The organism is Streptomyces sp. RerS4 (assembly GCF_023515955.1).
Taxonomy (GTDB): Bacteria; Actinomycetota; Actinomycetes; order Streptomycetales; family Streptomycetaceae; genus Streptomyces.
In genome coordinates this window covers 4,508,580-4,530,957 of record NZ_CP097322.1, presented here as the reverse complement: position 1 = coordinate 4,530,957, position 22,378 = coordinate 4,508,580, and the positions used below count along the sequence as shown (strand labels likewise).

Below are 22,378 nucleotides of genomic sequence, written 5' to 3'. Positions count from 1 at the left end.
GGTGTCCTTTCGGTGCGGCTCAACTCCTGGGGGTGGTTGCCGCACGTGGCCCGCGCGGCAGGTAGACGAGGGCTTCGGTGGCGACGAAGCGCAGGACGAACGTGGTGACGAGCGCCAGCGCGGTGGCCGGCAGGACGTCCATGCCGAGGCGGCCCACGAACAGCGCGATGAGCGGGATCCGCAGGAGCAGGTCGGCGTTGGCGAGGAGCGCGAAACGGCCGAGGCGGTCCGCCCAGTGCCGGTGGCGGCGCCGGTCGCGGAACAGGAGGGTCTCGATGAGCAGGAAGTTCCACAGGACCCCGGCCTGGTTGGCGAGGACCTCGGCGGCGAGGTACTGGACGCCGGCGTGGGTGAGCAGCCAGAGCGCGGCCAGGTTCGGGACGAAGCCGGTGAGCCCGATCAGTCCGAAGCCGATCATGCGGGCGAGCGGGGTCGCGGTGCGCAGCGCGGCCAGGTGGGTGAGGAAGCGCAACCCTTCGCGGGGCGTGGACTTGGACGCGCCGGCGTGGCGGTCCTGGAAGACGAAGGGGACCTCGGCGATGCGCTTCGGCCGGCAGCGGACGGCCAACTCCAGCAGGATCTTGTAGCCGAGCGGCCGGAGCGCTTCGGCGGTGACGGCGCCGCGGCGCATCGCGAAGAAGCCGCTCATGGGGTCGCTGATGCCGCGCAGGGCGCGCGGGAAGAGGCCCTTGGTCAGCCAGGTCGCGGCGCGGGAGACGGCGACGCGGTAGCCGCCGGCGAGGCCGGCCCGGCTGCCGCCGGGCAGGTAGCGCGAGGCGACGACGAGGTCGGCGCCGGTGCGCGTGCCCTCGCCGACGAGTTCGGGGACCAGATGGGGCGGGTGCTGGAGGTCGGCGTCCATGACGACGATCCAGTCGGAGTCGGCACGGGTGATGCCCTCGACGACGGCCCCGCCGAGGCCGCCGACGGCGCGCTCGCGGTGCAGGACCGCCACCGGAAAGGGGCAGTCGGCGGCGGCCTTCTCGATCACGGTGGGCGTGTCGTCGGTGGAGTCGTCGACGAACAGCACCTCGCAGGGCGGGTCGGCGGGCAGGCTCGCGGTGAGCCGGCGCAGCAACTCGCCGACGTTGTCGGCCTCGTTGAACGTGGGGATGATCAGGGTGACCCCGCCGGGGGCGGAGGTCGGCGGAGCGTCGAGCTCCGGGACCTTCCGGGCCTGCGGAGCCTCCGGGTCATGCGGGTCATGCGGGGCGCGGCCGTCCAGGGCACGGTCGTCCAGGGCGCGTGGTGGCCACGGGTCCTCGCTCATGGTGGTTCAGCTCCCACTCTCGCGGTCGGTGCGGCGGATCTCGATGCGGTCCTCACCCGCGCCGAAGACGGCCACCACCGTCGAATGCTCCAGTGCAGCCTTCACGTTGGGCAGGTCCGACGCATCGCGACGCACGGTGGGCGAGGAGACGACGTAGTCGATGTCCCGCCAGCCGCCCGGCAGGGTCTTCGTGACGGCCGGGTCGAGGTCCGCCTTGTAGAACCAGATGGCCCCCGTGCCGGGTGCAAAGCCGCGGTGAACAGCGTCGAGCCAGAGCGCGTCGTCGACGAGGACGCGGGTGTTCGCCGGGTCGTCCACCGCCGAGCCGAGCCACGCGGCGGCCTGCCGGTAGGGGCCGTTGGCGTCGACGGTGAGCGCGGTGCGGTTGCCGTCGTACCAGCGCGGCAGGACGTAGGCGGCGGCGCAGACGGCGAGTACGCCGACCAGCGCGCGGCGCCCGTACACGAGCCCCCGGCGCTCCCCCGGCGTACGGCGGCGGCGCAGGACGGCGTGCGTGACGCTCGCGGCGGCCGCCGCGAGGACCAGGGCGAGGAAGGGCAGGGCCTGGATCACGTACATGGCGGGGAGGTAGCCGGAGGGGCGCATGGCCACGACGGCGAGGATCACGGCGGCCAGGGCCGGGCCGGCGAGTGCTCTCGCGGTGACCGACCACCGGTGGGTGACCAGCAGCAGGACGGCGCCGGCGAGGCCGCCGAGCGGCAGGACGGCGTCGTAGTACAGCCAGGACCGGAAGACCCCGTGGGAGCCGGAGCCGGGGTCGAGGATGAAGCCGGAGCCGGGGCGGCCCATCTGGTAGGTGATGCCGTCGATGAGGGAGACGTGCCCGGTGCCGGGCAGCAGCTCGCCGTTGAGCAGGGCGAACAGCGGGTAGGAGAGGCCGATCAGGGCGCAGGCGGTGACGGCTCCGGTGACGGCGAACTTGCGGGTGTCGCGGTGGCTGTGGCGCCACATCGTCACCAGCAGCGCCGGCAGCACCACCAGCATCGTCTCCTTGGTCAGGACGGCGGTGGCGGCCGCCAGGCCCGAGCCGAAGTGGTGCCACAGGTGACGGCTGGGGGACGCGGCCAGGCAGAAGGCCAGCAGCATCCACACGACGGCGAGGTTGTCGAGGAAGATCTCCCGCTGGAGGACGACGGACAGCGGGGACAGCCCGAACAGACCCATCGCGAGGCCGGCCGCCCAGCGCGGCAGCCACAGCCGGCGGGCGAGGACGTAGATCAGTACGGCGCCGGCGGCGGAGACGGCGAGCATCGAGAACCGCATGGGCGCGACGGTCATCGCCTCGGGCACGAACAGCGATGGCAGGTAGGTGAGGGCGGCGACCTGGATCCAGCCGAGCGGCGGATGGTCGTACCAGTAGGTGTAGTGGGCGAGCCCGTGGCCCTGTTGGACGGCCCAGGCCTGGGCGAGGTAGGTGCCCTCGTCGTCGCTGAGGGTGGGGAAGTTGGTGATGTTCCAGCCCTGCACGAGGAGGATCACCAGCAGCAGGACCCCGCAGAGCAGCAGGTCGGGGCGCGAGGAGCGGAAACGGACGAGCGGACGGGCCGGCGCGGGCGGGCGTACGCCGAGCCCGCCGGGGGCGTCGGGGCGGGTGGTGCCGGCGGTGCCGGCGGTGCCGGTGGTGTCGGTGGTTCCGGTGGTGTCGGTGGTTCCGGTGGTGTCGGTGGTTCCGGTGGTGTCCTTGGTGCCGCCGCCGGGCGGCCGGCGGACGGGCAGCAGCTGGGCGGTGTCGGCGGAAGCGGTCGCGGCGGTCGCGGTGCCGCCCGGCTGGGGATCAGTGGCCGTGGGCAGGATTGCGGTCACTGGTGGCTGTCCTCTCGGATTCCGGTGGTGGCCGGCGCCCCTGCGAGGTGGGCTCCGGTGTGGCTGGTGAGCTCCCATTCGTTGCGGCCGCGCTGCTCGCGCCAGACCGCGCGGATCGCGGCGCCGGCCAGCATCACCTGGTAGAACGGGCCGCCGACGACGAGCTTGACGTAGTGCGTGAAGCGCACGCGCAGGCCGTACTGGCGGCCGAAGTCGTGGAGGCCCACGATCTCGAAGACGAACGTCACCAGCGCCGTGATCATGGGCAGGAAGGTGATGATCGCGATGCCGACGGGGACGTCGAGGAACAGGGCGACGCCGAAGTTGATCGGAATGATCACCCCGGACGCGGCCTGCATGAAGGGCGTCATCAGCGTGTAGCGGGCCAGCCAGCGCTGGCCGCGTCCGGGCAGCCGCTGCCAGTCCTTCTTGCGGTACACCTGGAGGAAGCCCTGGTTCCAGCGGGTGCGCTGTTTGAGCAGGCTCATCAGCGAGCCCGGCGTCTCCTCCCGCGTGACCATGTCGGAGTCGTAGGCGACGACGACCTTCTTGCCGCCGGAGGAGAGCCGTACGCCCAGGTCACAGTCCTCGGCCAGGCAGTTCTGGTCCCAGCCGCCGGCCTCGCGCAGCACCTCGGTGCGTACGAAGACGGTGTTGCCGCCGAGCGGGATGAACCCCTTCTCGGCGTGCAGGTGCAGGCGGGAGCGGAACCAGAAGAAGTACTCCAGGCAGTTGCGCAGGCTGTACCAGCTGGAGTGGAAGTTGATGAGCTGGACGCCGCCCTGGACCACGTCCGCGTCGGTGGCGCGGAAGGCGTGGTCGACGTGGGCGAGCAGCTCGGGGTGGACCTGGTCCTCGGCGTCGAACACGCCGACGATGTCGCCCCGGCAGTGCGGCAGGGCGGTGTTGAGGGCCTTGGGCTTGTTCTTGGTCTCGTGGTGGTCGACGACCACCCGGACCCGGTCCGGCGCCCCGGCGGCGGCGCTCTCGGCGACGGCCGCCGTCTCGGGGTCGTCGTGGCCGACGATGACGATGATCTCGTAGTCGCGGTGCGTCGATTCGAGCAGCCGGTCGATGGTGTGGCGCAGGACGGCCTGCTCGTGGCGGGCCGGCAGCAGGAGCGAGAACGCCAGCCGGCCGCCGCCGTCGGGGCGGTCGAAGCGGGTCGAAGCGAGCGTCTCCGGCGTGCGCCACGCGTGCATCTGCCACCACAGGGTGAAGGCGGCCATCCAGAAGAGCGCGAACGAAATGGCAGATATGAACACGGACGTGAACAAATTGTCCCCCACAGACATGCCGCAACGCCAGGCGGCGATCGGCAAACCCCCCGGAGGTGGAGCGGGCCCCCCGGCCCGCCGCCTCCGCTTCCCCCTCGCGCGCACCCCCAGTGCGCGGTCTCGGTGAACCCGAACGACCTGAGACTAGGCAGGGAACATGACGCTCAGGCGCCGCATGGATAAAAACCACGTATCCGAGCTGCTGCACGACAACCGGAATTGACGGCACTCCGGCCTTTTCAGGGACGAACCGCCCCCAACTGCTCGGCCAACTCGACCGGTTCGGTCGTAGGGCGCGCGCAGACGAAATGTCGACACACATACGCCGTAGGAAGGTCGTGTACGAGTGTGCGCTCGGCCAGAAGGGGGAACTCCCCGCCGCTGCCGTCCGCCGCGCGCGGCGCTCCGACCGCCACCACCGCGCCGGGAGCCGTCCCCAGCAACGCCGTCCGGTGCAGCGCGGCCAGCGCCGGGTCGTCCGGATGGCCGACGACGGCCACCTCGCGCGGCCCGTCCACGAGCGCCTCGGCCACCGCGAGACCGTGTCCGATGAAGCGCGGGGCGCGCGGCCCGAGGGCGTGCACCACCGCGAGGGCCCGCTCGGCGGCGCTGCGGTGGGGCTCGGAGCCGGTGTGCGCGGCGTACGACAGGAGCGCGCCGGCGGCGGCCGTCCAGCCGGAGGGGGCGGCGGTGTCGGTGGGGTCCTGGGGGCGCCGGATGAGCTGCTCGGCGTCGTGCGCGGTGTCGTAGAGGGAGCCGTCCTCCGCCGTGAAGCGGGCCATGATGAGGTCGACGAGGAACCCGGCGAACTCCAGCCAGACCCCCTCACCGGTGACGCCGGCCAGCGTCAGGAACCCCTCGGCGACGTCGCCGTAGTCCTCCAGCACCCCCGCGTTGGCCCCGACCTGGCCGTCCCTGCTGGTGCGCGCGAGCCGGGCGCGTCCGTCCATGTGGACGCGTACCAGCAGGTCGGCGGCCTCGATGGCCCGCTCGACGAGGTCCGGCCGCTCGAAGAAGGCCCCGCATTCGGCGAGGGCGGCGATGGCGAGCCCGTTCCAGGCGGCGACGACCTTGTCGTCCCGGCCCGGCGCGGGGCGCTCCCCGCGCGCGGCGAGGAGGCGCGCCTTGATGTCGGCGAGCCGAGCGGCGTCCACGGTGGGGCCGTCCTGCGGGAGTTGGAGGACGGACTTGCCGTGCTCGAAGGTGCCTTCGTCGGTGACCTCGAAGCAGGCCCGCGCCAGGGCCGCGTCGTCCTCGCCGAGTACGTCGACCAACTGGCCGGGCGTCCAGACGTAGTAGGCCCCCTCCACGTGCCGCCCGCTCAGCGGCTCCTCACTGTCCGCGTCGAGCGCGGAGGCGAACCCGCCCTGCTCGGTGCGCAGTTCCCGCACCATGAAGTCGGCCGTCTCCAACGCCACCCGCCGCGCGAGCTCCGATCCGGTGGCCCGCCAGAGGTGCGCGTAGACGCGGCAGAGGAGGGCGTTGTCGTAGAGCATCTTCTCGAAGTGCGGCGTCACCCACTCGCGGTCCACGGCGTACCGGGCGAAGCCGCCGCCGAGCTGGTCGTAGATCCCGCCCCGGGCCATGGCCTCGCAGGTGTCGACCGCCATCTGCAGGGCGCCCTCGGAGCCGGTGCGGGCGTGGTGGCGCAGCAGGAACTCCAGCGCCATGGACGGCGGGAACTTGGGCGCCCCGCCGAAGCCGCCGTGCGTGGCGTCGTACTCGCGGGTGAGCGCCAGCAGCGCCTGGGCCAGGTCCTCGGGTCCGGGGGTGCCGGCCTTGCCGTAGTCGAGCTGCCGCCCGGCCAGGTCCCGTACGATCCGCTGCGCGACCTCGCCGACCTCCTCGCGCCGGCCGGTCCACGCGCTGTACACCCCTTCGAGCACCTGCATGAAGGACGGCATGCCGTGGCGGGGCTCGGGCGGGAAGTAGGTGCCGAAGTAGAAGGGCTCGGCGTCGGCGGTCATGAAGACCGACATGGGCCAGCCGCCCTGCCCGGTGGCGGCCTGCACGGCCTCCATGTAGACGGCGTCGACGTCGGGCCGCTCCTCGCGGTCGACCTTGATGTTGACGAAGTGCTCGTTCATGTACGCGGCGGTCAGCTCGTCCTCGAAGGACTCGTGCGCCATGACGTGACACCAGTGGCAGGCCGAGTAGCCGACCGACAGCAGCACGGGTACATCGCGGCGCCGTGCCTCCTCGAACGCCTCCGGCGTCCAGGGCCACCAGTCGACCGGATTGTCCGCGTGCTGAAGCAGATAAGGCGAGGTCACACCAGCCAACCGGTTCATACGACCCAGCCTCTCACAACGCCGAGCCCGGTCGAAGAAGCCCACCCGGGGCTCGCGTCTTCCTTTGAGCCCGGCAGCGCCGGACCTGCCGAGGCTCCTCGAAGGAGGTGCATCATGACCGCCGAGATGGTGACACCCGCGTGGATGCATACGCAGATCAGCGCGGAGCAGTACGACTCCTGGTCCGAGGAGCAGTGCGCCGGCATCGAGATCGTGGACGGGATGGTCGTCGCGAGCCCGAGCGCCTCCAAACGACACAACCGGCCGGCTCGGGTCCTGGCCAATGCCCTGGACGCCGCGGCGGGCCCGGACTGGAACGCGGACACGCACTTCGACGTCCGTCTGCAGGACGTTCCGCTCACCAACCGCCGTCCGGACGTCGTCGTCTACCGGGCGGAGACCATCGATCTCACGGCGGGTCGAACAGGCCGCCACCGGGGTCCCGATCGTCTACACCTACGTCCTCGACCCCGCCACCAAGGCATATAGGGACGGCGAGATGTTCACCGGCGTGATCAAGGCTGCCGCGTCCTTCTCCGTCACTGTCGACCTGGGCGCCATCTGACAGCGCCGGAAGATCATGGGTTCGCCAAGCTCGTCCTCGAAGGGTTTGACGATGTCGTTCCGAGCGAACTCGACGCAGCCCATGGCAGGCTCATGCCGCATGATCGATGAATTCGCGAAGGACAACCTGCACGGGAGACTGCGGCGGGACCGCAAGGCGCTGCTCTGGAAACTCGACGGCTTGTCCGAATACGACGCCCGGCGACCTTTGACAGTGACCGGAACCAACCTCCTCGGCCTGGTCAAGCACGTGGCCACCGTCGAGGCCAGGTACTTCGGCGAGGTCTTCGACCGCCCTTCCCCGGAACCGCTGCCCCGGTGGCAGGACTCCGACGGGAGCGATCAGTGGGCCGCCGAGGACGAGACCCGCGATCAGATCATCGGGTTCTACCGGCGCACGTGGGAACACTCGGACGCGACGATCAACGAGCTTCCCCTCGACGCCCCCGGCCACGTGCCGTGGTGGCCGGAGCCTCATCCCAACACGAACCTGTTCGCCATCGTGATCCATGTCCTCGGCGAGACCATCCGGCATGCCGGGCACGCCGACATCCTGCGCGAGGGCCTCGACGGCCGGACCGGGTTGCGCGCCGAACACGAGAAGCAGATCGACGAGGAAGCCCGTGCGGCCTACTGCGCGAAGATCGAGCAGGCCGCCAGGTCGGCCGCACCGGTCAAGGCTTGGAGGTTGTCTCACGTGACGTGATGTTCCTGCGGCATGACCCCGGTCGTGGGTGCTGATCTACCGCGGCGGCGCCGACCCGTCGAACTCCGCGCGGACACGGCGTGCTTCTCCGCCGAACACCTGGCCTGACCGTCGCCCCCGCCGTGTGGCGGCTCGCGGCGGGGGTCACCTGAGAAGGGGGGTCAGGGCTTTGGTCCAGGTGGATTGGGCGTGGGGCCAGGGGGTGGGGCAGGAGGGCGGGGTGGGGATGCGGTGGGGGGAGGTGGTGTGGACGGCGCAGCGGTGGGCTTCGGCGCGGGCGGGGGGTGGGGCGTGCTCGTCGTCGGGGTCGGGGGCGGGGGGCGCCAGGTCGTAGGCGCGGGCGGCGGTCAGGAGGGTGTCCTCGCCGGGCGGGCCTTCGCGCAGGAGCATCAGGCGGGCGAAGTCGTCTGCGGCGTCCTCTTCGGCGCGGGCCGAGTCGGGGGTGGCGCCCAGGGCATCGAGGAGGGCATGGCCGGCCTCGTGGTGGAGGGTTTCGCGGACGACGGCGGTGAGCTGTTCGTCGGCGGGGGCCTCGCCGGCACGGAGGAACGGTTCGCGTTCCTCGGGGAGGTCGTCGTAGCAGAGCTCGATGCGCCGGGCCGCGGGGTCGTAGCCGGTGCCCTCGCCCGCGCAGGAGCGGGCGGAGACGGTGACGCGGTGCGGGAGGGCCACGTAGGCGTTGAGGGCGGCGAGGACGGGCTCGGCGACGCGGCGGTCCTCCAGGAAGCGGGCGTCGGCGCGGTCGGCGGGGGCGGGGTCCTCGTAACGGAGTACGAACCCCCGTGCGGGCGCGGCCTGTTGGCAGCCGGTGGTGGCCATCAGCGACAGGCCGAGCGCGCACAGTCCGCGTGTCCACCGGCCGTTGCCCATGCCACCACCATAAGTGACCGTTCCCGCGTCAACTCCCTCTGAACTAGCTCAGATTCACTCGCGCTCCGGTCTGTCGCGCAGGACACTTGCCGCACGGTGCGCGGTGCGCGGTGTACGGAACTCTCCGAGGAGGACGCCGATGCGGGACAGTCATCGTGTGGAGGCCGAGCGGGTGCTCGTTCGGGCGGTCGAGGAGGAGGTCCGCCGGTCGGCGGCTTCCGGCGGCGCGCCCGTCGACGGGGAGGCTCTGTTGGCGCGCGGGCGCGCTGCCCTGGACGGGATGGCCGCGGCGGCGGCCGAGGAGTACGCGGCGTACGTGAGCGCCCTGGACGAGGCGGCGGCCGGGGAGCAGTCGCTCGGGGAATCCTTCCGGCGGGGCAACGGCGGGGCGGCCCTGCTGGTGACGGCGGTCGCGGCGGCGGCCGCGGTGGGCGCGGACCTCGCCTTCGGCGTCGACGCGGGTACGTCGATCAGCGCGGGCATCGTCGTGGGCGTCGCGGGGGCGGCCACCACGGTGGCGAAGGTGACGGCCCTGCACGTCCCGGCCGCGAACCGGCGCGCGGGGGTCGCGGGCCGGCCGGGCGGGCCCGAGCAGCTGCGCCTGCAGTGGCTGACGGCACTGGAGGTGCGCGGGATCCGGCCCTTCCTGGAGCAGCGGCGACTGGTGGCGACGGCGGTACGGGGCACCGCGCGCGCCCGCTCCGGGATCAACGGCGGGGTGGCGGGCGGGGCGGGCGCCGGAGCGTCCGGCGGCTCCGGCCCCGGCTCCGGCCCGGGGTCGGTCCTCGGCAAGCAGCCCTCCGGGGCGGCCCCGCCGCTGCGCGGGAGCGACCGCAGCGCGGAGGCCCGGCGGCGCGCCATGCTGGAGCAGTCGTTCGGGCAACTCCCGGACGCGGGACCCCTGTTCACGGGCCGGGAGACGGAGCTCACCCGGGTCGCCCAGTGGGTGCACAGCGCCCGTGCCAGTACCGAGACGCGGCCCGTGGTCGTGGTGTTGCACGGGGAGCCCGGGGTGGGCCGTACCGCGCTGGCGTTGCGGGCGGCGCACGCGCTGCGGGACCAGTTCCGGGGCGCGTGCCTGGTGGACCTGCGGGGCGGAACGGCTCCCGGGGAGGCGCCGCTGTCCACGCGGGAGGCGTTGCTGCACCTGCTGAACCGGTTGGGGGCGCCCCGGGAGCAGCTGTTGTTCCGGGAGGGTGCCTCTGTGGAGCAGCAGGTGCGGCGGCTCGGCGAGCTGTACCACCAGCACCTGTCGGGGCTGCCGGTGACGGTGGTGCTGGACGACGCGGTGGATCCAGAGCAGGTGCGCGCGCTCGTGCCGGAGCGCTCCGAGAGCCTGGTGCTGGTCACGGCCCGGGAACCGCTGGAACTGCCGGACGGGATGGGGGCCTGGGTGCACCAGCTGCCGGTGGTGCGGCTGTCGCAGGAGGCCGCGGCCGGGGTGCTGCGCGCGGGGCGCGGGCGGCGGGCGGCGCGGGCGCGGCGGCGGGCTCCGGCGCGGGGCGGGCGCCGGCGTGGGCGCGGTCGCGGGATCCGGCGCGCAAGCGGGCGCCGGCTCGGGCTCCGGGGCGCGCGACGAGCTGCTCGCGCTGGGCGCCGCCTCCGCTGGCGCTGCGGGTGCTCGCCCCGCTGGGGCGGCGCGTGCCTCGGACGGGGCGGGGACGGCTCCTGGAGCACGCCCTGGACCTGGCCTACGCCCGCCTCCCCGAGGAGCGGCGCCGGCTGCTGCGCCGGCTGACCCTGGCCGGGCGGGTCTCGCTGGGCGCGTCGGCGGCGGCCGCGCTGACCGGCGCCGACCGGGTGGAGGCCGGGCGGCTGCTGCGCGAGCTGGCGCAGGCGGGCCTGCTGGACCTCGTACGCGGCGAGCGGTACCGGATGCACGACGCGGTGCGCGCGTACGCGGCGGCGCGGCTGGCGGCGGACGAGGACCGGGCGGAGGCGGCGGCGGCCCACGAGCGGCTGATCCGCGACTACGCGAAGCTCGCGGACTCGGTGATCCGGATGGTCGACGGGAAGATGTCGACGCGCGCGAACCACTTCGGGGGCCACGGCTTCGCCTCCCTCGACGCGGCGCTGCGCTGGCTGGACGACGAGTCGAGCTTCATCACGGCGGCGCTGCGCCACTCGGAGGGCGTGGACCAGCAGGCGGTCCTGGACCTGCTGGGCGCGCTGTGCGACTTCTGCCTGCTGCGCGGGGACCTGTACCGGCTGGGCGAGATCAACGAGCTGGTGCGGGCGGTGGGGGCCGTGGGCGCGGGGGGCCAGGACCGGCTGAACCGTTCGGTGCAGTGGCGTACGGGCATCGCGGCGCGCCAGCTGGGCGATCTGGACAAGGCGCGCACCACCCTGGCGTCGGTGGTCGACCAGTACCGGGAGGCCGAGCAGGACGCGGGTGCGGGGATGGCGCTGATCTCGCTGGGCATCACGCTGCACCACCAGGGGAACCTGCGGGAGGCGGCGGCCCGCATCCGGGAAGCGCTGGTGTTGCAGGAGCCGCAGGAGCTGGCGGGCGACCGGGCGTGGGGGCTGCACGCGCTGGCGGCGGTGGAGCGCGATCGGGCGCACCTGGCGGAGGCGCTGGCGCTGCTGGAGCAGTCGTTGGCCCTGCACCGGGAGAGCGAGAGCGTGCACGGCGAGGCGTGGGCGCACTTCCAGCTGGGCCAGGTGTACCTGCGCACGGGCGAGCCGGCGCGGGCGGAGGCGGAGCTGCTGCGGGCCTTGGAGCTGTACGGGCGCACCCGCGACGACCGGGGCGAGGCCTGGGCGCTGACCCAGTTGGGCCGTGCCCGGGTGGTCGACGGGGATCCGGCGACGGCGTTGGAGCGGCTGCGCGAGGCGCTGGGGCGCCACCGGCTGGCGGAGGACGCGCGCGGTGAGGCGTGGACGCTGTACTACGTGGGCCAAGCGCTGGAGGAGGGCGGCGAGCCGGACCGGGCGGTACGGGAACTGGAGCGGGCCCGGACGATGTTCTCCCGGATGCGGGACGTGTACGGGCTGGCGCACGCCCGCCACCACTCGGGCCGCGTCACGCGCGACCTCGGGGCGGCGCGTACGGGGAACCTGCGCAACTCCGGCTTCGCCCGGCAGCTGCTGACGGACGCGCGGGCGGACTTCCGGCGGGTCGGCTTGGCGCACGGGGAGGCGTGGACCTGCCTGGAGCTGGCGGTGGTGGACGCGGGCAACGGGCGGGTGGCGCCGGCGGTCGGGCTGTGCGAGGAGGCGACCCGGCTGTTCGCCTCCTACCGGGACCGGCGCGGTGAGGACTGGGCGCGTTTCCTGCGCTGCACGATGCTGCCGTACGCCGAAAGCGCCGCGGGCGCGGCGGGCGGAGCGGGCCCGGCGGGCGCGACCCCCGATGAGGCGCGCGCGGAGCTGGAGCGGCTGGCGGCGGCCGGTCATCCGCTGCGCGACGCCCGGCTGGAGGACTGCCTGGAGACCTACGGGGTGGTCCTGGCGCGGGGGGTGGACCCGGCGGAGGGCTGGCAGGCGTGGCGGCTGGGCCTGGTCCCGAACCTGCACTCGCAGGAGATCATGGGCGTGCCGGTGCCGCCGCCGGCCCCCTGAGCCGCACCCGGCGGGGCGGCGGCGGGCACACCGAGGCCGCCGCCGCCGCACACCCCGGCGGTCGGCCGGAGGGGCGGCAGGGGGCGACGTACGCGGGAGCCGGCTACGGGGCCGGGGTGCCCTTGGCCGCCGGGGCCGCGGCGGCCGGTTCGGGGGCCTCCTCGAAGTCCACCCGCCCCATGTGCCGGTTCATCGACTTCATCAGGCCCCAGACGCCGACGGCGAGGACCGCGAACACGACGAACCCCAGGAGTCCGGGGGTCACCTTGTTCTTGTCGAAGGTGTCGGCGGCCAGCGGAAGGAACTGGGTGATTGCTGCCTGCGTAGCGCTCATGGCTAAGCATTCTCCCGGATGCCCGCGAAGAGGTCGGACTCGGGGAGGGAGGTGTCGACGAGCGACTTCGCGAGCTCGTACTCCTCCGTGGGCCAGACCTCCTTCTGGATCTCCATCGGGACGCGGAACCAGCCGCCGTCGGGGTCGATCTGCGTGGCGTGCGCGATGAGCGCCTTGTCGCGGATCTCGAAGAAGTCCGCGCACGGCACGTGGGTGGTCAGGGTCCGCTCCTTGCGCTCGAACTCCTTCCACCGCTCCAGCCACTCCCCGTAGGGGGACTCCATGCCGCGCGCGAGGAGCGCCTCGTGCAGGGCGATGGTGCGCGGCTTGTTGAAGCCCTGGTTGTAGTAGAGCTTCTGCGGCTGGTACGCCGGGCCGAACTCGGCCTCCGGGAACTTCTCGGTGTCGGCCGCGCCGTCGAAGGCGACCATCGAGATCTTGTGGGTCATGATGTGGTCGGGGTGCGGGTAGCCGCCGTTCTCGTCGTACGTGGTGATGACCTGCGGCCTGAAGGCGCGGATCTTCTTCACCAGCTCGCCGGCGGCCTCGTCCACATCCGCGAGGGCGAAGCAGCCCTCGGGCAGCGGCGGCAGCGGGTCGCCCTCGGGCAGGCCGGAGTCGACGTAGCCGAGCCATTCCTGCTCGATGCCGAGGATCTGGCGCGCCTCGTCCATCTCCTTGGCGCGGACCTCGTGGATGTTCTCCTCGATGTACTTGTCGCCCTGGAGCTTGGGGTTCAGGATGGAGCCGCGCTCACCGCCGGTGCAGGTGACGACGAGCACGGGCACCCCCTCGGACACGTACTTGGCCATGGTGGCCGCGCCCTTGCTCGACTCGTCGTCGGGGTGGGCATGGACGGCCATCAGTCGAAGCTGCTCGGTCAAGACAGGATCCTCTGCGAATCGGGCGCGACGGGTCGGCTTCTATAGTGACGCCTCCCTCCGACAAACGACGAAGGGGATTTCCCCCGCGGGGCCCCGACCCTCGAGCCGGCGTCGTGCGACTCTCCAGCCCGTCGGGAGGCCCTTCGGGAGGGAAGCCCGATTCCTCCCCCGCCGGGGCGCCGTGACATGCTCCCTGTACCAGGCGACCGGAGCGGCGGGGGAAGCCTCCGGCCCCGCGGAGAGGAACGATCATGAGCGCGGTACGCGAAGGGCTCCCCGAGGGCCGCTACGGCCGCTCCGCGGAGGAGCGTGCGGATCGCGGGCTGAAGATCGTCGGTTCGGTGCTGGGCGTCGGCCTGCTGGCCCTGGTCGGGTGGATCGGCTGGGACTACGTGGGCGGGCAGTCCGTCAGCGCCGAGGTGATCAAGTTCCAGGTCGTCTCCGACAGCGAGGTCAAGGTGCACCTGGAGGTCCGCAAGGACGCCTCGGTGACCGGGGTGTGCACGCTCAGCTCGCAGGACGAGGGCCACGGCGAGGTGGGTCGCGCCGATTTCACCTTCGACCAGCGCCAGAGCCGCGTGGACGAGCTCGTCACCCTGAAGACCACCGGTCGCGCGACCATGGTCGAACTGATCGCCTGCCGGCCGACCACCACCGCCCGCTGAGCCCGTGCGGCCACCCGCCTGCTCGACGGGCCGCGAGATCAAGCCCGGCGATCGAGCCGCGAGATCAAGCCGGGCGATCAAGAGAGCATCGTCATGCATGCACGTGCGTGTGCATCCGCCAGATCACCACCCTCGCCACCGCCTCGACCGCCTCCGCCAGACCCCGGCCTCCTCCGACTCGCCCGGCGCCTCGGAGTCCCCGCTGACCCGGGCGCAGAAGTACGTACAGAAGTTCGCGTCGTGCGAGAACATGAGCACGGATCCGAAGGACCCCCGGCTGCCCCGGACGGAATTCACGACCGTCGGGAAGTGGGGGGTCACCGAGCGCGGCGTGTGCACCGACAGGACCGGGAACGGCGAGATCGTCTTCTACATCACCCCGGACATGAAGGCCTTCCAGCAGGGCTACAAGGACCACACGGCGGCGCAGCTCGCGGCGGGCAACGAAGGGTACGGCCTGAGCAGCCGCGTGATCGTCGGGAAGGACTTCGCGGTCACGCCGACGAAGACCAAGACCGCCGTGGCCCTCGTCGCCTCGGACCTGCGCGTCCTGAGCTGCAATGTGTCCTTCTTCCCGCCCGACGGCTACCACCGGGAGAAGGCGCTGGTCGAGGGCTGCGGGCTCGGCGACTTCGTCAACAGCGAGGACGGTGACGGCAGCCCCAACTACGAGGTCCCGCGCGACCCCGCCACGGAGGGTCCGGAAAAGCCCGGTCAGCCCGCCACCGGCAGCCTCGGGCTGGCCTCCGCCGGAAGCCTCGCCGAGCTGAGGAAGCTCGTCGGCCACTCCGTCGACTGCACGAAGATGTCCACCGAGGACGCCGCCGTCGAGTCGATCGACTACAAGCCGGTGGTCCAGGGCGACCCGCGCGCCTGGGGCGTCAAGGAGCGCGCGGTCTGCGGCAACCTCGCCGGGGCGCAGCGCGCGCACGACCTGAACTGGCTGGACGTGGTCTCCGACATGCGGACGCTGCAGACCAGGGCCAAGGCGGCGCAGCTGGCCGACCTGAAGGACGACGGACGCCTCCTGGCCACCGGGAGCAAGCTGCTGGTCGGCACCAACGTCGCCGTGGAGACCAACAGCAAGTCCGTCCGCCACGGTCTCTACCAGCAGCAGTTCCTCTACCTGAACTGCGAGCGCGGTTTCAGCGCGCCGGCCGGGTACCGGTTGGAGCAGTCGCTGGTCGAGGGGTGTGTTCTCACCAATTTCGAGCGCTGACTCCGTCAGCCGGATCCCTCTGGCCACACGGGTGCCACGAGCCCCGGGCGGGGACGATGACACACTTCATACACAGGGTGTCCTCCCCCTTTTCTTCCCGAATTGTTAGGCTCGTGGTTTCGCCCGCCGCTGGCGGCCTTGTAGTCCCCTGTACCGACGAGGAGCACCCGTGACCCAGACGAGCGAGAACGTCACCTGGCTGACCCAGGCGGCGTACGACCAGCTGAAGGCCGAGCTGGACTACCTCTCTGGTCCCGCCCGCACGGAGATCGCCATGAAGATCGCGGCCGCCCGTGAGGAGGGTGACCTGCGCGAGAACGGCGGTTACCACGCGGCCAAGGAGGAGCAGGGCAAGCAGGAGCTTCGGGTGCGCCAGCTCACGCAGCTCCTGGAGAACGCGAAGGTCGGCACCGCGCCCGCGTCGGAGGGCGTGGTCGCCCCCGGCACCCTCGTCAAGATCGCCTTCGACGGCGACGAGGACGACACGCTGGAGTTCCTGCTGGCCTCCCGCGAGTACGCCTCCTCGGACTTCGAGACCTACTCCCCGCAGTCCCCCCTGGGCAGCGGCGTGAACGGCAAGAAGGTCGGCGAGGACGCCCAGTACGAGCTGCCGAACGGCAAGAAGGCCACGGTCAGGATCCTGGACGTCAAGCCCTTCGCCGGCTGATCACCCTCCCCGAAGGCCCCCGTCGGAACCGGTTCCGACGGGGGCCTTCGCGTGGGCGGGGGCGGGGTCAGGCCGTCGCCGAGCGGTACTTGCGGACCGCGAGGGTGCGGAAGACGGCGATGATCAGCAGGGACCAGAGCACGGACGCCCAGATCGGGTGCTGCATGGGCCAGGCCTCCGGGACGGGGTAGCCCGGGGGGAGGTTGCCGAAGAGTTCGCGGGCCGCCTGGACGGTGGCGCTGAAGGGGTTCCACTCCGCGACGTGCCGCAGGAAGGTCGGCATGTTGTCGGAGGGGACGAAGGCGTTCGAGATGAACGTCAGCGGGAAGAGCCAGATCAGGCCGCCCGAGGTGGCCGCCTCCGGGGTGCGTACCGACAGGCCGATCAGGGCGCCGATCCAGGAGAAGGCGTAGCCCAGCAGGAGCAGCAGGGCGAAGCCGGCGAGGACCTCGCCGAAGCCGGTGTGGGTGCGCCAGCCGACGATCAGGGCGACGACGGCCAGGACGATCACGGTCAGGGTGGTCTGGACGAGGTCCGCGAGGGTGCGGCCGGTCAGGACGGCGCCGCGGGCCATGGGCAGGGAGCGGAAGCGGTCGATGAGGCCCTTGTGCATGTCGTCGGCGATGCCGGCGCCCGCGCCGGCGGTGGCGAAGGTGACGGTCTGGGCGAAGATGCCGGCCATCAGGAACTCGCGGTAGGCGGCCGGTGAGGTGCTGCCGCCGACGCTGATGGAGCCGCCGAAGACGTAGCTGAAGAGGACGACGAACATGACCGGCTGAATGACCCCGAAAATGATCATTTCGGGTATTCGGGACATGCGGATCAGGTTCCGCTGGGCGATGACCAGGGAGTCCTTGACGCCCTGGGCGATGCCGCCGCGCGGTCGAGGGGCGGCCGGCCGCGGGGCCACGTGGGTGTCGGTGGTCATTTCTTCGCTTCCCCCTTGCGCTGCGCGTCGCCGTTGCCGGCGTCGCCGTTCTCGTCCGCCGGCCGCTCCGCCGCGTGGCCCGTGAGGGAGATGAACACGTCGTCGAGGGTGGGGCGGCGCAGGGCGATGTCGTCGATCTCGATGCCCCGGCCGTCGAGTTCCCGGATGACCTCGGCGAGCAGCTTGGCCCCGCCGGTCACGGGGACGGTGAGCTTGCGGGTGTGTTCCTCGACGGTGGTCTCGCCCTTGCCGAAGCCGGCGAGGACCTCGCGCGCGGTGGCGATGTGGCCGCGTTCGTGGACGACGACCTCGACGCGTTCGCCGCCGGTACGGGCCTTGAGCTGGTCGGAGGTGCCCCGGGCGATGACCTTGCCGTGGTCGACCACGCAGATGTCGTGGGCGAGGCGGTCGGCCTCCTCCAGGTACTGGGTGGTGAGCAGCAGGGTGGTGCCGCCCGCGACGAGTTCCTCGATCACGTCCCACAGAGCCTGTCGGTTGCGGGGGTCGAGGCCGGTGGTGGGCTCGTCCATGAACATCACGGGAGGGCGGACGACGAGGGCGGCGGCGAGGTCGAGGCGCCGGCGCATGCCGCCGGAGTAGGTCTTGGCGGTGCGGTCGGCGGCGTCGGCGAGGTTGAAGCGCTCCAGGAGTTCGACCGCGCGGGCCTTGGCCGCCTTGCCGGACATCTGGTAGAGCCGGCCGACCATCTGGAGGTTCTCGCGGCCGGTCAGGTACTCGTCGACGGCGGCGAACTGGCCGGAGAGGCCTATGGAGCGACGGACGTCGTTGGGGTGTTTGAGGACGTCGATTCCGGCGACGACGGCTCTGCCGCTGTCGGGCTGGAGGAGGGTGGTCAGGACGCGTACGGTCGTGGTCTTGCCGGCGCCGTTGGGGCCGAGGAGCCCCAGCACGGTGCCTTCGGGGACATCGAGGTCCACGCCGTCCAGAGCCCGTACGTCGCCGAAGGTCTTCACGAGGCCTTCGGCGTAGATGGCGCCTGGCATTTGGATACTCCCGTGTACGAAGCGAAACGAACTGAAACGAAGCGAATCGACTTGAAAGGGGTACGTTCCCGCGCAAAGCCTAGGGTTGCCGGGCGGGTTTTCGCCCGGCGATTACGGACCGCGCCTACGAGCCCATCATCCGGTACCCCGCCCCGTGCAGCCGCCGCGTCACCTGCGCGCAGTGCTCGGGGCCCTTCGTCTCCAGGTGCAGTTCCACCTCGACCTCGGTGAGCCCGAGGCTCGGGTCGGTCCGTACGTGACTGACGTCCAGCACGTTCGCGTCCGCCACCGACAGCAGCCCCAAGAGCCCCGCCAGCGCCCCCGGCCGGTCCGCCACGCGCACCCGCAACGACAGGTAACGGCCCGCCGCCGCCATGCCGTGCCGCAGGACGCGCTGGAGCAGCAGCGGGTCGACGTTGCCGCCGGACAGGACGGCGACCACCGGCCCGCCCCCGTACAGCTCGGGCTCGCTCAGCAGGGCGGCGACGGGGCTGCACCCGGCCGGCTCCACGACGAGCTTGGCCCGCTCCAGGCAGAGCAGCAGCGCGGACGACAGCGCGCCCTCGGACACCGTGCGAACGTCGTCCAGCAGTTCCCCGATGATCGCGAACGGGACGTCGCCGGGGCGGCCGACCTTGATGCCGTCGGCCATCGTGCTCGGATTGTCGATGGACACCGGGTGCCCGACCCGCAGCGAGGGCGGGTACGCGGCCGCGCCCGCCGCCTGCACGCCGATCACCTTCACGTCCGGGCGCAGCGCCTTCACGGCGACGGCGATCCCGGCGGCGAGCCCGCCGCCGCCGATACCGACGACGATGGTGCGCACCTCGGGGCACTGCTCCAGGATCTCCAGGCCGACCGTGCCCTGACCGGCGATGACGTCGCGGTGGTCGAAGGGGTGGATGAACACCGCGCCGGTCCGCTCGGCGTACTCCTGGGCGGCGGCCAGGGTCTCGTCGACGACCTCCCCGTGCAGGCGCACCTCGGCGCCGTACTCCTCGGTGGCGGCCACCTTCGGCAGCGGCGCCCCGACGGGCATGAACACCGTCGAGCGGACGCCGAGCAGCGAGGAGGCGAGGGCCACGCCCTGCGCGTGGTTGCCCGCGCTCGCCGCGACCACGCCGGCGGCGCGCTGCTCGGGGCGCAGGCCGGCGATGCGCACGTAGGCGCCGCGCAGCTTGAAGGAGCCGGTCCGCTGGAGGTTCTCGCACTTGAAGTGGACCGGAGAGCCGGTGAGGGCCGAGAGGTGCCGGCTGCCTTCCATGGGGGTCACCCGGGAGACGCCCGACAACATCTTCTGCGCTCCCCTGACGTCGTCGAGGATCACCTGGGGGACGGGCTGGGGCACGCGGTAGTTCATGCGGCCAGTCTCGCAGCCTCCGCCGATCACGGCTCAGGGGCGAAATCCCGCCATCTCGGACGGCTCGGGCGCGGCGCCCGCGCGGCGTCGGTGCGGCCCGCGGGGTGGCCCGTATCAGTTCTCAAACGCGGCGTACGAGCCGCCGTGCGTCCGCGTACTCTGTCCCCCAACCTGTCGACCCCATGCGAAGAGAGCCCACGGCCATGCCCTCCATCCCGGCCAGTTCCGACCTGCCCGCGGCGGCCGAAGCGCCCGCCGGATCCGGTCTCCTCGACGCGCTCCAGCACCAGGTGGCGGTCTTCGCCCGGCGCGCCGAGCAGACCCGCCTGGGCGGTGTCGGCCAGGCCCGCAACTCGATGGACCGCGCCGCGTACCTGCTGCTGAACCGGCTCGACCTGGAAGGCCCGATGGGCGTGAAGGCGCTGGCCGGCGGGATGGGCATCGACTCCTCGACCGTGACCCGGCAGGTCGCGCCGCTGGTGGACGCCGGGCTCGTCAAGCGCACCTCGCACCCCGAGGACGGCCGGGCCGTCGTCCTCGCGCTGTCCCCGCGCGGGCTGGCCCGGCTGGAGGAGGTCCGCTCCTCGCGGCGGGAGCTGATGGCGCGGGTGACGGCGGGCTGGGACGAGGCGGAGCGCGAGGCGTTCACCTCGCTGCTGACCCGCTTCAACCTCTCGCTGTCGGAGCTGATGTCCGCCGCCTCCGAGGGCGGCCCGGCCTCCTGAACCGGCCTGGTCCACACGACCCGGCCCGACCCCGAACCCGACCCCGAACCCGACTCCGAACCCGCTGATCCCGCCGTGTCCGACCCCTTGAGGGGGTGGCGGCACCGGCCCCACCATGGGTGCCGTGGACCGGCGTTCGGGGCGAGACCCGGAGTTCGAGGCCTTCGTCGCGGGTGCGGCGGGGCGGCTGCTGTACGTCGCGATCCTGCTGACCGCCGAGCCCGCCGACGAGGCGCCCGTCGCGCGCCGGCTCCTCGCGGGCGCGCTGGCCCGTACGTACGCGCACTGGGCGCGGCTGCGCGGGGACGACCCGTACGACCGCACGCGCCAGGAGCTGTGCACCGCGTACGCCCGGGGCGCGTGGCGGCTGCCGGGCGGTACGGGGGTGTTGGCGCCGCTGAGCCCGCTGGAGCGGCTGGTGGTGGTGCTCCGGATCCACGAGGGGGTCGCGGAGGAGGTCACGGCGGCGCAGTTGGGACTGCCGCCCGAGCGGGTCGAGGCCATCCGCAACCGGGCGGTGGCGATACTGCGGGGCCTGCGCGCGGCCGGCGCGGCCCCGGCCCCGGACACCCGTCGAGGCGCCGCATGAGCCCCTACGACCGAAAGGAAGCGCAGGTCAGGGAGCTGATGGCGGGCCCGCAGCCGGCGGTCCCGGCCGGTCTGGCGGCGGCTGCCGCCACGCACGGGCGGCGGCTGCTGCGCCGCCGCCGGGCCCTGCGCCGGTTCGGGTGGAGCGTGTTGTGGGCGGCGGCGGTGGCCTTCACCGTGTGGGCCGCCCTGACCCGGCCGTGGGTGACGCCGCCGAGCGACGTCTCCCCGCCCCTGGAGGGCTGGTAGCCGCTCCGGGGACGGGGATGTTTCCCCTGGGCCGTCTCTTCCGGATCTTGCCTCGCCCGCGTCGCCCGGTACCGCACCTCGCCGCGTTGTCGCGGCGCCCGAGGACGTCCGGTCATCGGGAGCCGCTCCGCCTTGCGATGCACGGCACCGGACAACGCGGGCTTGACCGGCAAGATCCGAAAGAGACGACCTAGCCGAGGGCCTGGGTGAGGTCCGCGATCAGGTCGTCGGCGTTCTCGATGCCGACGGAGAGGCGGATCAGGTCCGCCGGGACCTCCAGGGCCGAGCCGGCGACCGAGGCGTGCGTCATGCGGCCCGGGTGCTCGATGAGGGACTCGACGCCGCCCAGGGACTCGCCCAGGGTGAAGAGCTTCGCGCGGTTGCAGACCTCGACCGCCGCCTCCTCGCCGCCCTCGACCTGGAAGGACACCATGCCGCCGAAGTTGCGCATCTGCTTGGCGGCGACCTCGTGGCCGGGGTGCTCGGGCAGGCCCGGGTAGAGGACCTTGGTGACCTTGGGGTGCCGCTTGAGCACCTCCACGATCTTCGCCGCGTTCTCCGCGTGCCGGTCCATGCGCACCGCGAGCGTCTTGATGCCCCGCAGCACGATCCAGGAGTCGAAGGGGCCGGCGACGGCGCCCATCGCGTTCTGGTGGTAGGCCAACTCCTCGCCGAGCGCCTCGTCGGCGGTGACCAGGGCGCCGCCGACGACGTCGGAGTGGCCGCCCATGTACTTGGTCAGCGAGTGCACGACCACGTCGGCGCCGAGCGCCAGGGGCTGCTGGAGGTAGGGGGAGGCGAAGGTGTTGTCGACGACCAGCTTCGCCCCGGCGGTGCGGGCGATGTCGGCGACCATGGCGATGTCGGTGATGCCGAGCAGCGGGTTCGAGGGGGTCTCGACCCAGATCAGCTTGGTCTTCGGGGTGAGGGCGGCCCGTACGGAGTCGGCGTCGGAGGTGTCGGCCACCGACCACTCGACGCCCCAGCGGGAGACGACCTTCGCGAAGAGGCGGAAGGTGCCGCCGTAGGCGTCGTTCGGGATGACCACGTGGTCGCCCGGTACGAGCAGCGTACGCAGCAGGCAGTCCTCGGCGGCGAGCCCGGACGCGAAGGCGAGGCCGCGCCGGCCGCCCTCCAGCGCCGCGAGGTTCTCCTCCAGCGCGGTGCGGGTCGGGTTGGCGCTGCGGCTGTACTCGTAGCCGCCGCGCAGACCGCCCACGCCGTCCTGCTTGTACGTGGACACCTGGTAGATCGGGGGGACGACCGCGCCGGTCAGCGGGTCCGCCGTGTTGCCCGCGTGGATCGCGCGGGTCTCGAAGCTCTGGTGCTCGTGGCTGTCGTCGCTCATGGGCAGATGCTATGCCCCGCCGGCGCCGGGTTCCTCTCCTG

20 protein-coding genes and 1 pseudogene are annotated in these 22,378 nt (G+C 72.5%); 10 read left to right on the top strand and 11 right to left on the bottom strand.

Translation table 11 applies throughout. The features are described from left to right. Positions 1-19 precede the first annotated feature (19 nt). The 4 genes from M4D82_RS21135 to M4D82_RS21120 form a co-directional block, all read right to left on the bottom strand. On the bottom strand, positions 20-1,270 hold the full coding sequence (locus tag M4D82_RS21135) for a glycosyltransferase (protein ID WP_249767525.1): 1,251 nt from the start codon (positions 1,268-1,270) through the stop codon (positions 20-22). Between the two features lie 6 nt (positions 1,271-1,276). Then, positions 1,277-2,797: an ArnT family glycosyltransferase gene (locus tag M4D82_RS21130; RefSeq protein ID WP_249772015.1), complete on the bottom strand. Its 1,521-nt coding sequence runs from the start codon at positions 2,795-2,797 to the stop codon at positions 1,277-1,279. Between the two features lie 293 nt (positions 2,798-3,090). Beyond that, the gene (locus tag M4D82_RS21125; RefSeq protein WP_249767524.1) at positions 3,091-4,371 is read right to left on the bottom strand and encodes a glycosyltransferase; all 1,281 of its coding nucleotides are present in this window, start codon (positions 4,369-4,371) and stop codon (positions 3,091-3,093) included. A gap of 239 nt (positions 4,372-4,610) precedes the next feature. Continuing rightward, entirely contained in the window at positions 4,611-6,662 is a 2,052-nt protein-coding gene (locus M4D82_RS21120; RefSeq protein ID WP_249767523.1) for a thioredoxin domain-containing protein, read from the bottom strand. A gap of 114 nt (positions 6,663-6,776) precedes the next feature. Between M4D82_RS21120 and M4D82_RS21115 the strand changes: the two are divergent. Continuing rightward, positions 6,777-7,227, top strand: a pseudogene (locus M4D82_RS21115) (Uma2 family endonuclease). Positions 7,228-7,326: 99 nt separating this feature from the next. Further along, positions 7,327-7,932, top strand: a complete 606-nt coding sequence (locus M4D82_RS21110) for a DinB family protein (protein ID WP_249772013.1) — start codon at positions 7,327-7,329, stop codon at positions 7,930-7,932. A gap of 144 nt (positions 7,933-8,076) precedes the next feature. On the opposite strand, the gene M4D82_RS21105 is transcribed toward M4D82_RS21110, so the two are convergent. Then, entirely contained in the window at positions 8,077-8,802 is a 726-nt protein-coding gene (locus M4D82_RS21105; protein WP_249767522.1) for a DUF4344 domain-containing metallopeptidase, read from the bottom strand. 139 nt (positions 8,803-8,941) lie between these two features. Between M4D82_RS21105 and M4D82_RS34640 the strand changes: the two genes are divergently transcribed. Beyond that, on the top strand, positions 8,942-10,540 hold the full coding sequence (locus M4D82_RS34640) for an AAA family ATPase (RefSeq protein WP_502988972.1): 1,599 nt from the start codon (positions 8,942-8,944) through the stop codon (positions 10,538-10,540). Next, positions 10,444-12,366, top strand: coding sequence for a tetratricopeptide repeat protein (locus M4D82_RS34635; protein WP_502988971.1), 1,923 nt, complete (start codon positions 10,444-10,446; stop codon positions 12,364-12,366). Before M4D82_RS34640 ends, M4D82_RS34635 begins: the two co-directional genes overlap by 97 nt. Before the next feature lie 103 nt (positions 12,367-12,469). Here M4D82_RS34635 and M4D82_RS21095 read toward each other — a convergent pair whose 3' ends face one another. Beyond that, complete coding sequence (locus M4D82_RS21095) at positions 12,470-12,700, bottom strand: hypothetical protein (protein ID WP_249767521.1); 231 nt, start codon at positions 12,698-12,700, stop codon at positions 12,470-12,472. A 2-nt stretch (positions 12,701-12,702) separates the two neighbouring features. Further along, positions 12,703-13,584 (bottom strand): mycothiol conjugate amidase Mca, encoded by an 882-nt coding sequence (mca, locus tag M4D82_RS21090; protein WP_249767520.1) that lies wholly within the window; start codon positions 13,582-13,584, stop codon positions 12,703-12,705. A 251-nt stretch (positions 13,585-13,835) separates the two neighbouring features. Here mca and M4D82_RS21085 point away from each other — a divergent pair, with 251 nt between their 5' ends. The 3 genes from M4D82_RS21085 to greA all read left to right on the top strand — a co-directional run bounded on the left by M4D82_RS21085 (position 13,836) and on the right by greA (position 16,135). Next, positions 13,836-14,249: a DUF4307 domain-containing protein gene (locus M4D82_RS21085; RefSeq protein ID WP_249767519.1), complete on the top strand. Its 414-nt coding sequence runs from the start codon at positions 13,836-13,838 to the stop codon at positions 14,247-14,249. Positions 14,250-14,346: 97 nt separating this feature from the next. Then, positions 14,347-15,468: a hypothetical protein gene (locus tag M4D82_RS21080; protein WP_249767518.1), complete on the top strand. Its 1,122-nt coding sequence runs from the start codon at positions 14,347-14,349 to the stop codon at positions 15,466-15,468. A 169-nt stretch (positions 15,469-15,637) separates the two neighbouring features. Then, positions 15,638-16,135 carry a transcription elongation factor GreA gene (gene greA, locus M4D82_RS21075; protein ID WP_249767517.1) on the top strand — a complete coding sequence of 166 codons (498 nt, stop codon included), beginning with the start codon at positions 15,638-15,640 and terminating at the stop codon, positions 16,133-16,135. Between the two features lie 67 nt (positions 16,136-16,202). Here the strand turns inward: greA and M4D82_RS21070 are convergent, their stop codons facing one another. The 3 genes from M4D82_RS21070 to ilvA all read right to left on the bottom strand — a co-directional run bounded on the left by M4D82_RS21070 (position 16,203) and on the right by ilvA (position 19,427). Next, positions 16,203-17,063, bottom strand: coding sequence for an ABC transporter permease (locus tag M4D82_RS21070; protein WP_249767516.1), 861 nt, complete (start codon positions 17,061-17,063; stop codon positions 16,203-16,205). Continuing rightward, complete coding sequence (locus M4D82_RS21065; RefSeq protein WP_249767515.1) at positions 17,060-18,067, bottom strand: ATP-binding cassette domain-containing protein; 1,008 nt, start codon at positions 18,065-18,067, stop codon at positions 17,060-17,062. The genes M4D82_RS21070 and M4D82_RS21065 overlap by 4 nt, the downstream gene beginning before the upstream one ends. 124 nt (positions 18,068-18,191) lie before the next feature. Beyond that, positions 18,192-19,427, bottom strand: coding sequence for a threonine ammonia-lyase (ilvA, locus tag M4D82_RS21060; protein WP_249767514.1), 1,236 nt, complete (start codon positions 19,425-19,427; stop codon positions 18,192-18,194). A 203-nt stretch (positions 19,428-19,630) separates the two neighbouring features. Between ilvA and M4D82_RS21055 the strand changes: the two genes are divergently transcribed. From M4D82_RS21055 to M4D82_RS21045, 3 genes are all read left to right on the top strand, one after another. Beyond that, positions 19,631-20,152, top strand: coding sequence for a MarR family winged helix-turn-helix transcriptional regulator (locus M4D82_RS21055; RefSeq protein WP_249767513.1), 522 nt, complete (start codon positions 19,631-19,633; stop codon positions 20,150-20,152). Between the two features lie 115 nt (positions 20,153-20,267). Then, complete coding sequence (locus M4D82_RS21050; protein ID WP_249767512.1) at positions 20,268-20,741, top strand: sigma-70 RNA polymerase sigma factor region 4 domain-containing protein; 474 nt, start codon at positions 20,268-20,270, stop codon at positions 20,739-20,741. Then, on the top strand, positions 20,738-20,989 hold the full coding sequence (locus M4D82_RS21045) for a hypothetical protein (RefSeq protein ID WP_249767511.1): 252 nt from the start codon (positions 20,738-20,740) through the stop codon (positions 20,987-20,989). The genes M4D82_RS21050 and M4D82_RS21045 overlap by 4 nt, the downstream gene beginning before the upstream one ends. A 190-nt stretch (positions 20,990-21,179) precedes the next feature. On the opposite strand, the gene M4D82_RS21040 is transcribed toward M4D82_RS21045, so the two are convergent. Then, positions 21,180-22,337, bottom strand: a complete 1,158-nt coding sequence (locus tag M4D82_RS21040) for a cystathionine gamma-synthase (RefSeq protein WP_249767510.1) — start codon at positions 22,335-22,337, stop codon at positions 21,180-21,182. Between the last annotated feature and the right edge of the window lie 41 nt (positions 22,338-22,378).

Bases quoted from the DNA above. Each gene is read 5' to 3' on its own strand.
- M4D82_RS21135 (WP_249767525.1), bottom strand. From the start codon at position 1,270: ATGAGCGAGGACCCGTGGCCACCACGCGCCCTGGACGACCGTGCCCTG.
- M4D82_RS21120 (WP_249767523.1), bottom strand. From the start codon at position 6,662: ATGAACCGGTTGGCTGGTGTGACCTCGCCTTATCTGCTTCAGCACGCG.
- M4D82_RS21110 (WP_249772013.1), top strand. From the start codon at position 7,327: ATGATCGATGAATTCGCGAAGGACAACCTGCACGGGAGACTGCGGCGG.
- M4D82_RS21105 (WP_249767522.1), bottom strand. From the start codon at position 8,802: ATGGGCAACGGCCGGTGGACACGCGGACTGTGCGCGCTCGGCCTGTCG.
- M4D82_RS34640 (WP_502988972.1), top strand. From the start codon at position 8,942: ATGCGGGACAGTCATCGTGTGGAGGCCGAGCGGGTGCTCGTTCGGGCG.
- M4D82_RS21095 (WP_249767521.1), bottom strand. From the start codon at position 12,700: ATGAGCGCTACGCAGGCAGCAATCACCCAGTTCCTTCCGCTGGCCGCC.
- M4D82_RS21085 (WP_249767519.1), top strand. From the start codon at position 13,836: ATGAGCGCGGTACGCGAAGGGCTCCCCGAGGGCCGCTACGGCCGCTCC.
- M4D82_RS21080 (WP_249767518.1), top strand. From the start codon at position 14,347: ATGCACGTGCGTGTGCATCCGCCAGATCACCACCCTCGCCACCGCCTC.
- M4D82_RS21070 (WP_249767516.1), bottom strand. From the start codon at position 17,063: ATGACCACCGACACCCACGTGGCCCCGCGGCCGGCCGCCCCTCGACCG.
- M4D82_RS21065 (WP_249767515.1), bottom strand. From the start codon at position 18,067: ATGCCAGGCGCCATCTACGCCGAAGGCCTCGTGAAGACCTTCGGCGAC.
- ilvA (WP_249767514.1), bottom strand. From the start codon at position 19,427: ATGAACTACCGCGTGCCCCAGCCCGTCCCCCAGGTGATCCTCGACGAC.
- M4D82_RS21055 (WP_249767513.1), top strand. From the start codon at position 19,631: ATGCCCTCCATCCCGGCCAGTTCCGACCTGCCCGCGGCGGCCGAAGCG.
- M4D82_RS21050 (WP_249767512.1), top strand. From the start codon at position 20,268: ATGGGTGCCGTGGACCGGCGTTCGGGGCGAGACCCGGAGTTCGAGGCC.
- M4D82_RS21045 (WP_249767511.1), top strand. From the start codon at position 20,738: ATGAGCCCCTACGACCGAAAGGAAGCGCAGGTCAGGGAGCTGATGGCG.
- M4D82_RS21040 (WP_249767510.1), bottom strand. From the start codon at position 22,337: ATGAGCGACGACAGCCACGAGCACCAGAGCTTCGAGACCCGCGCGATC.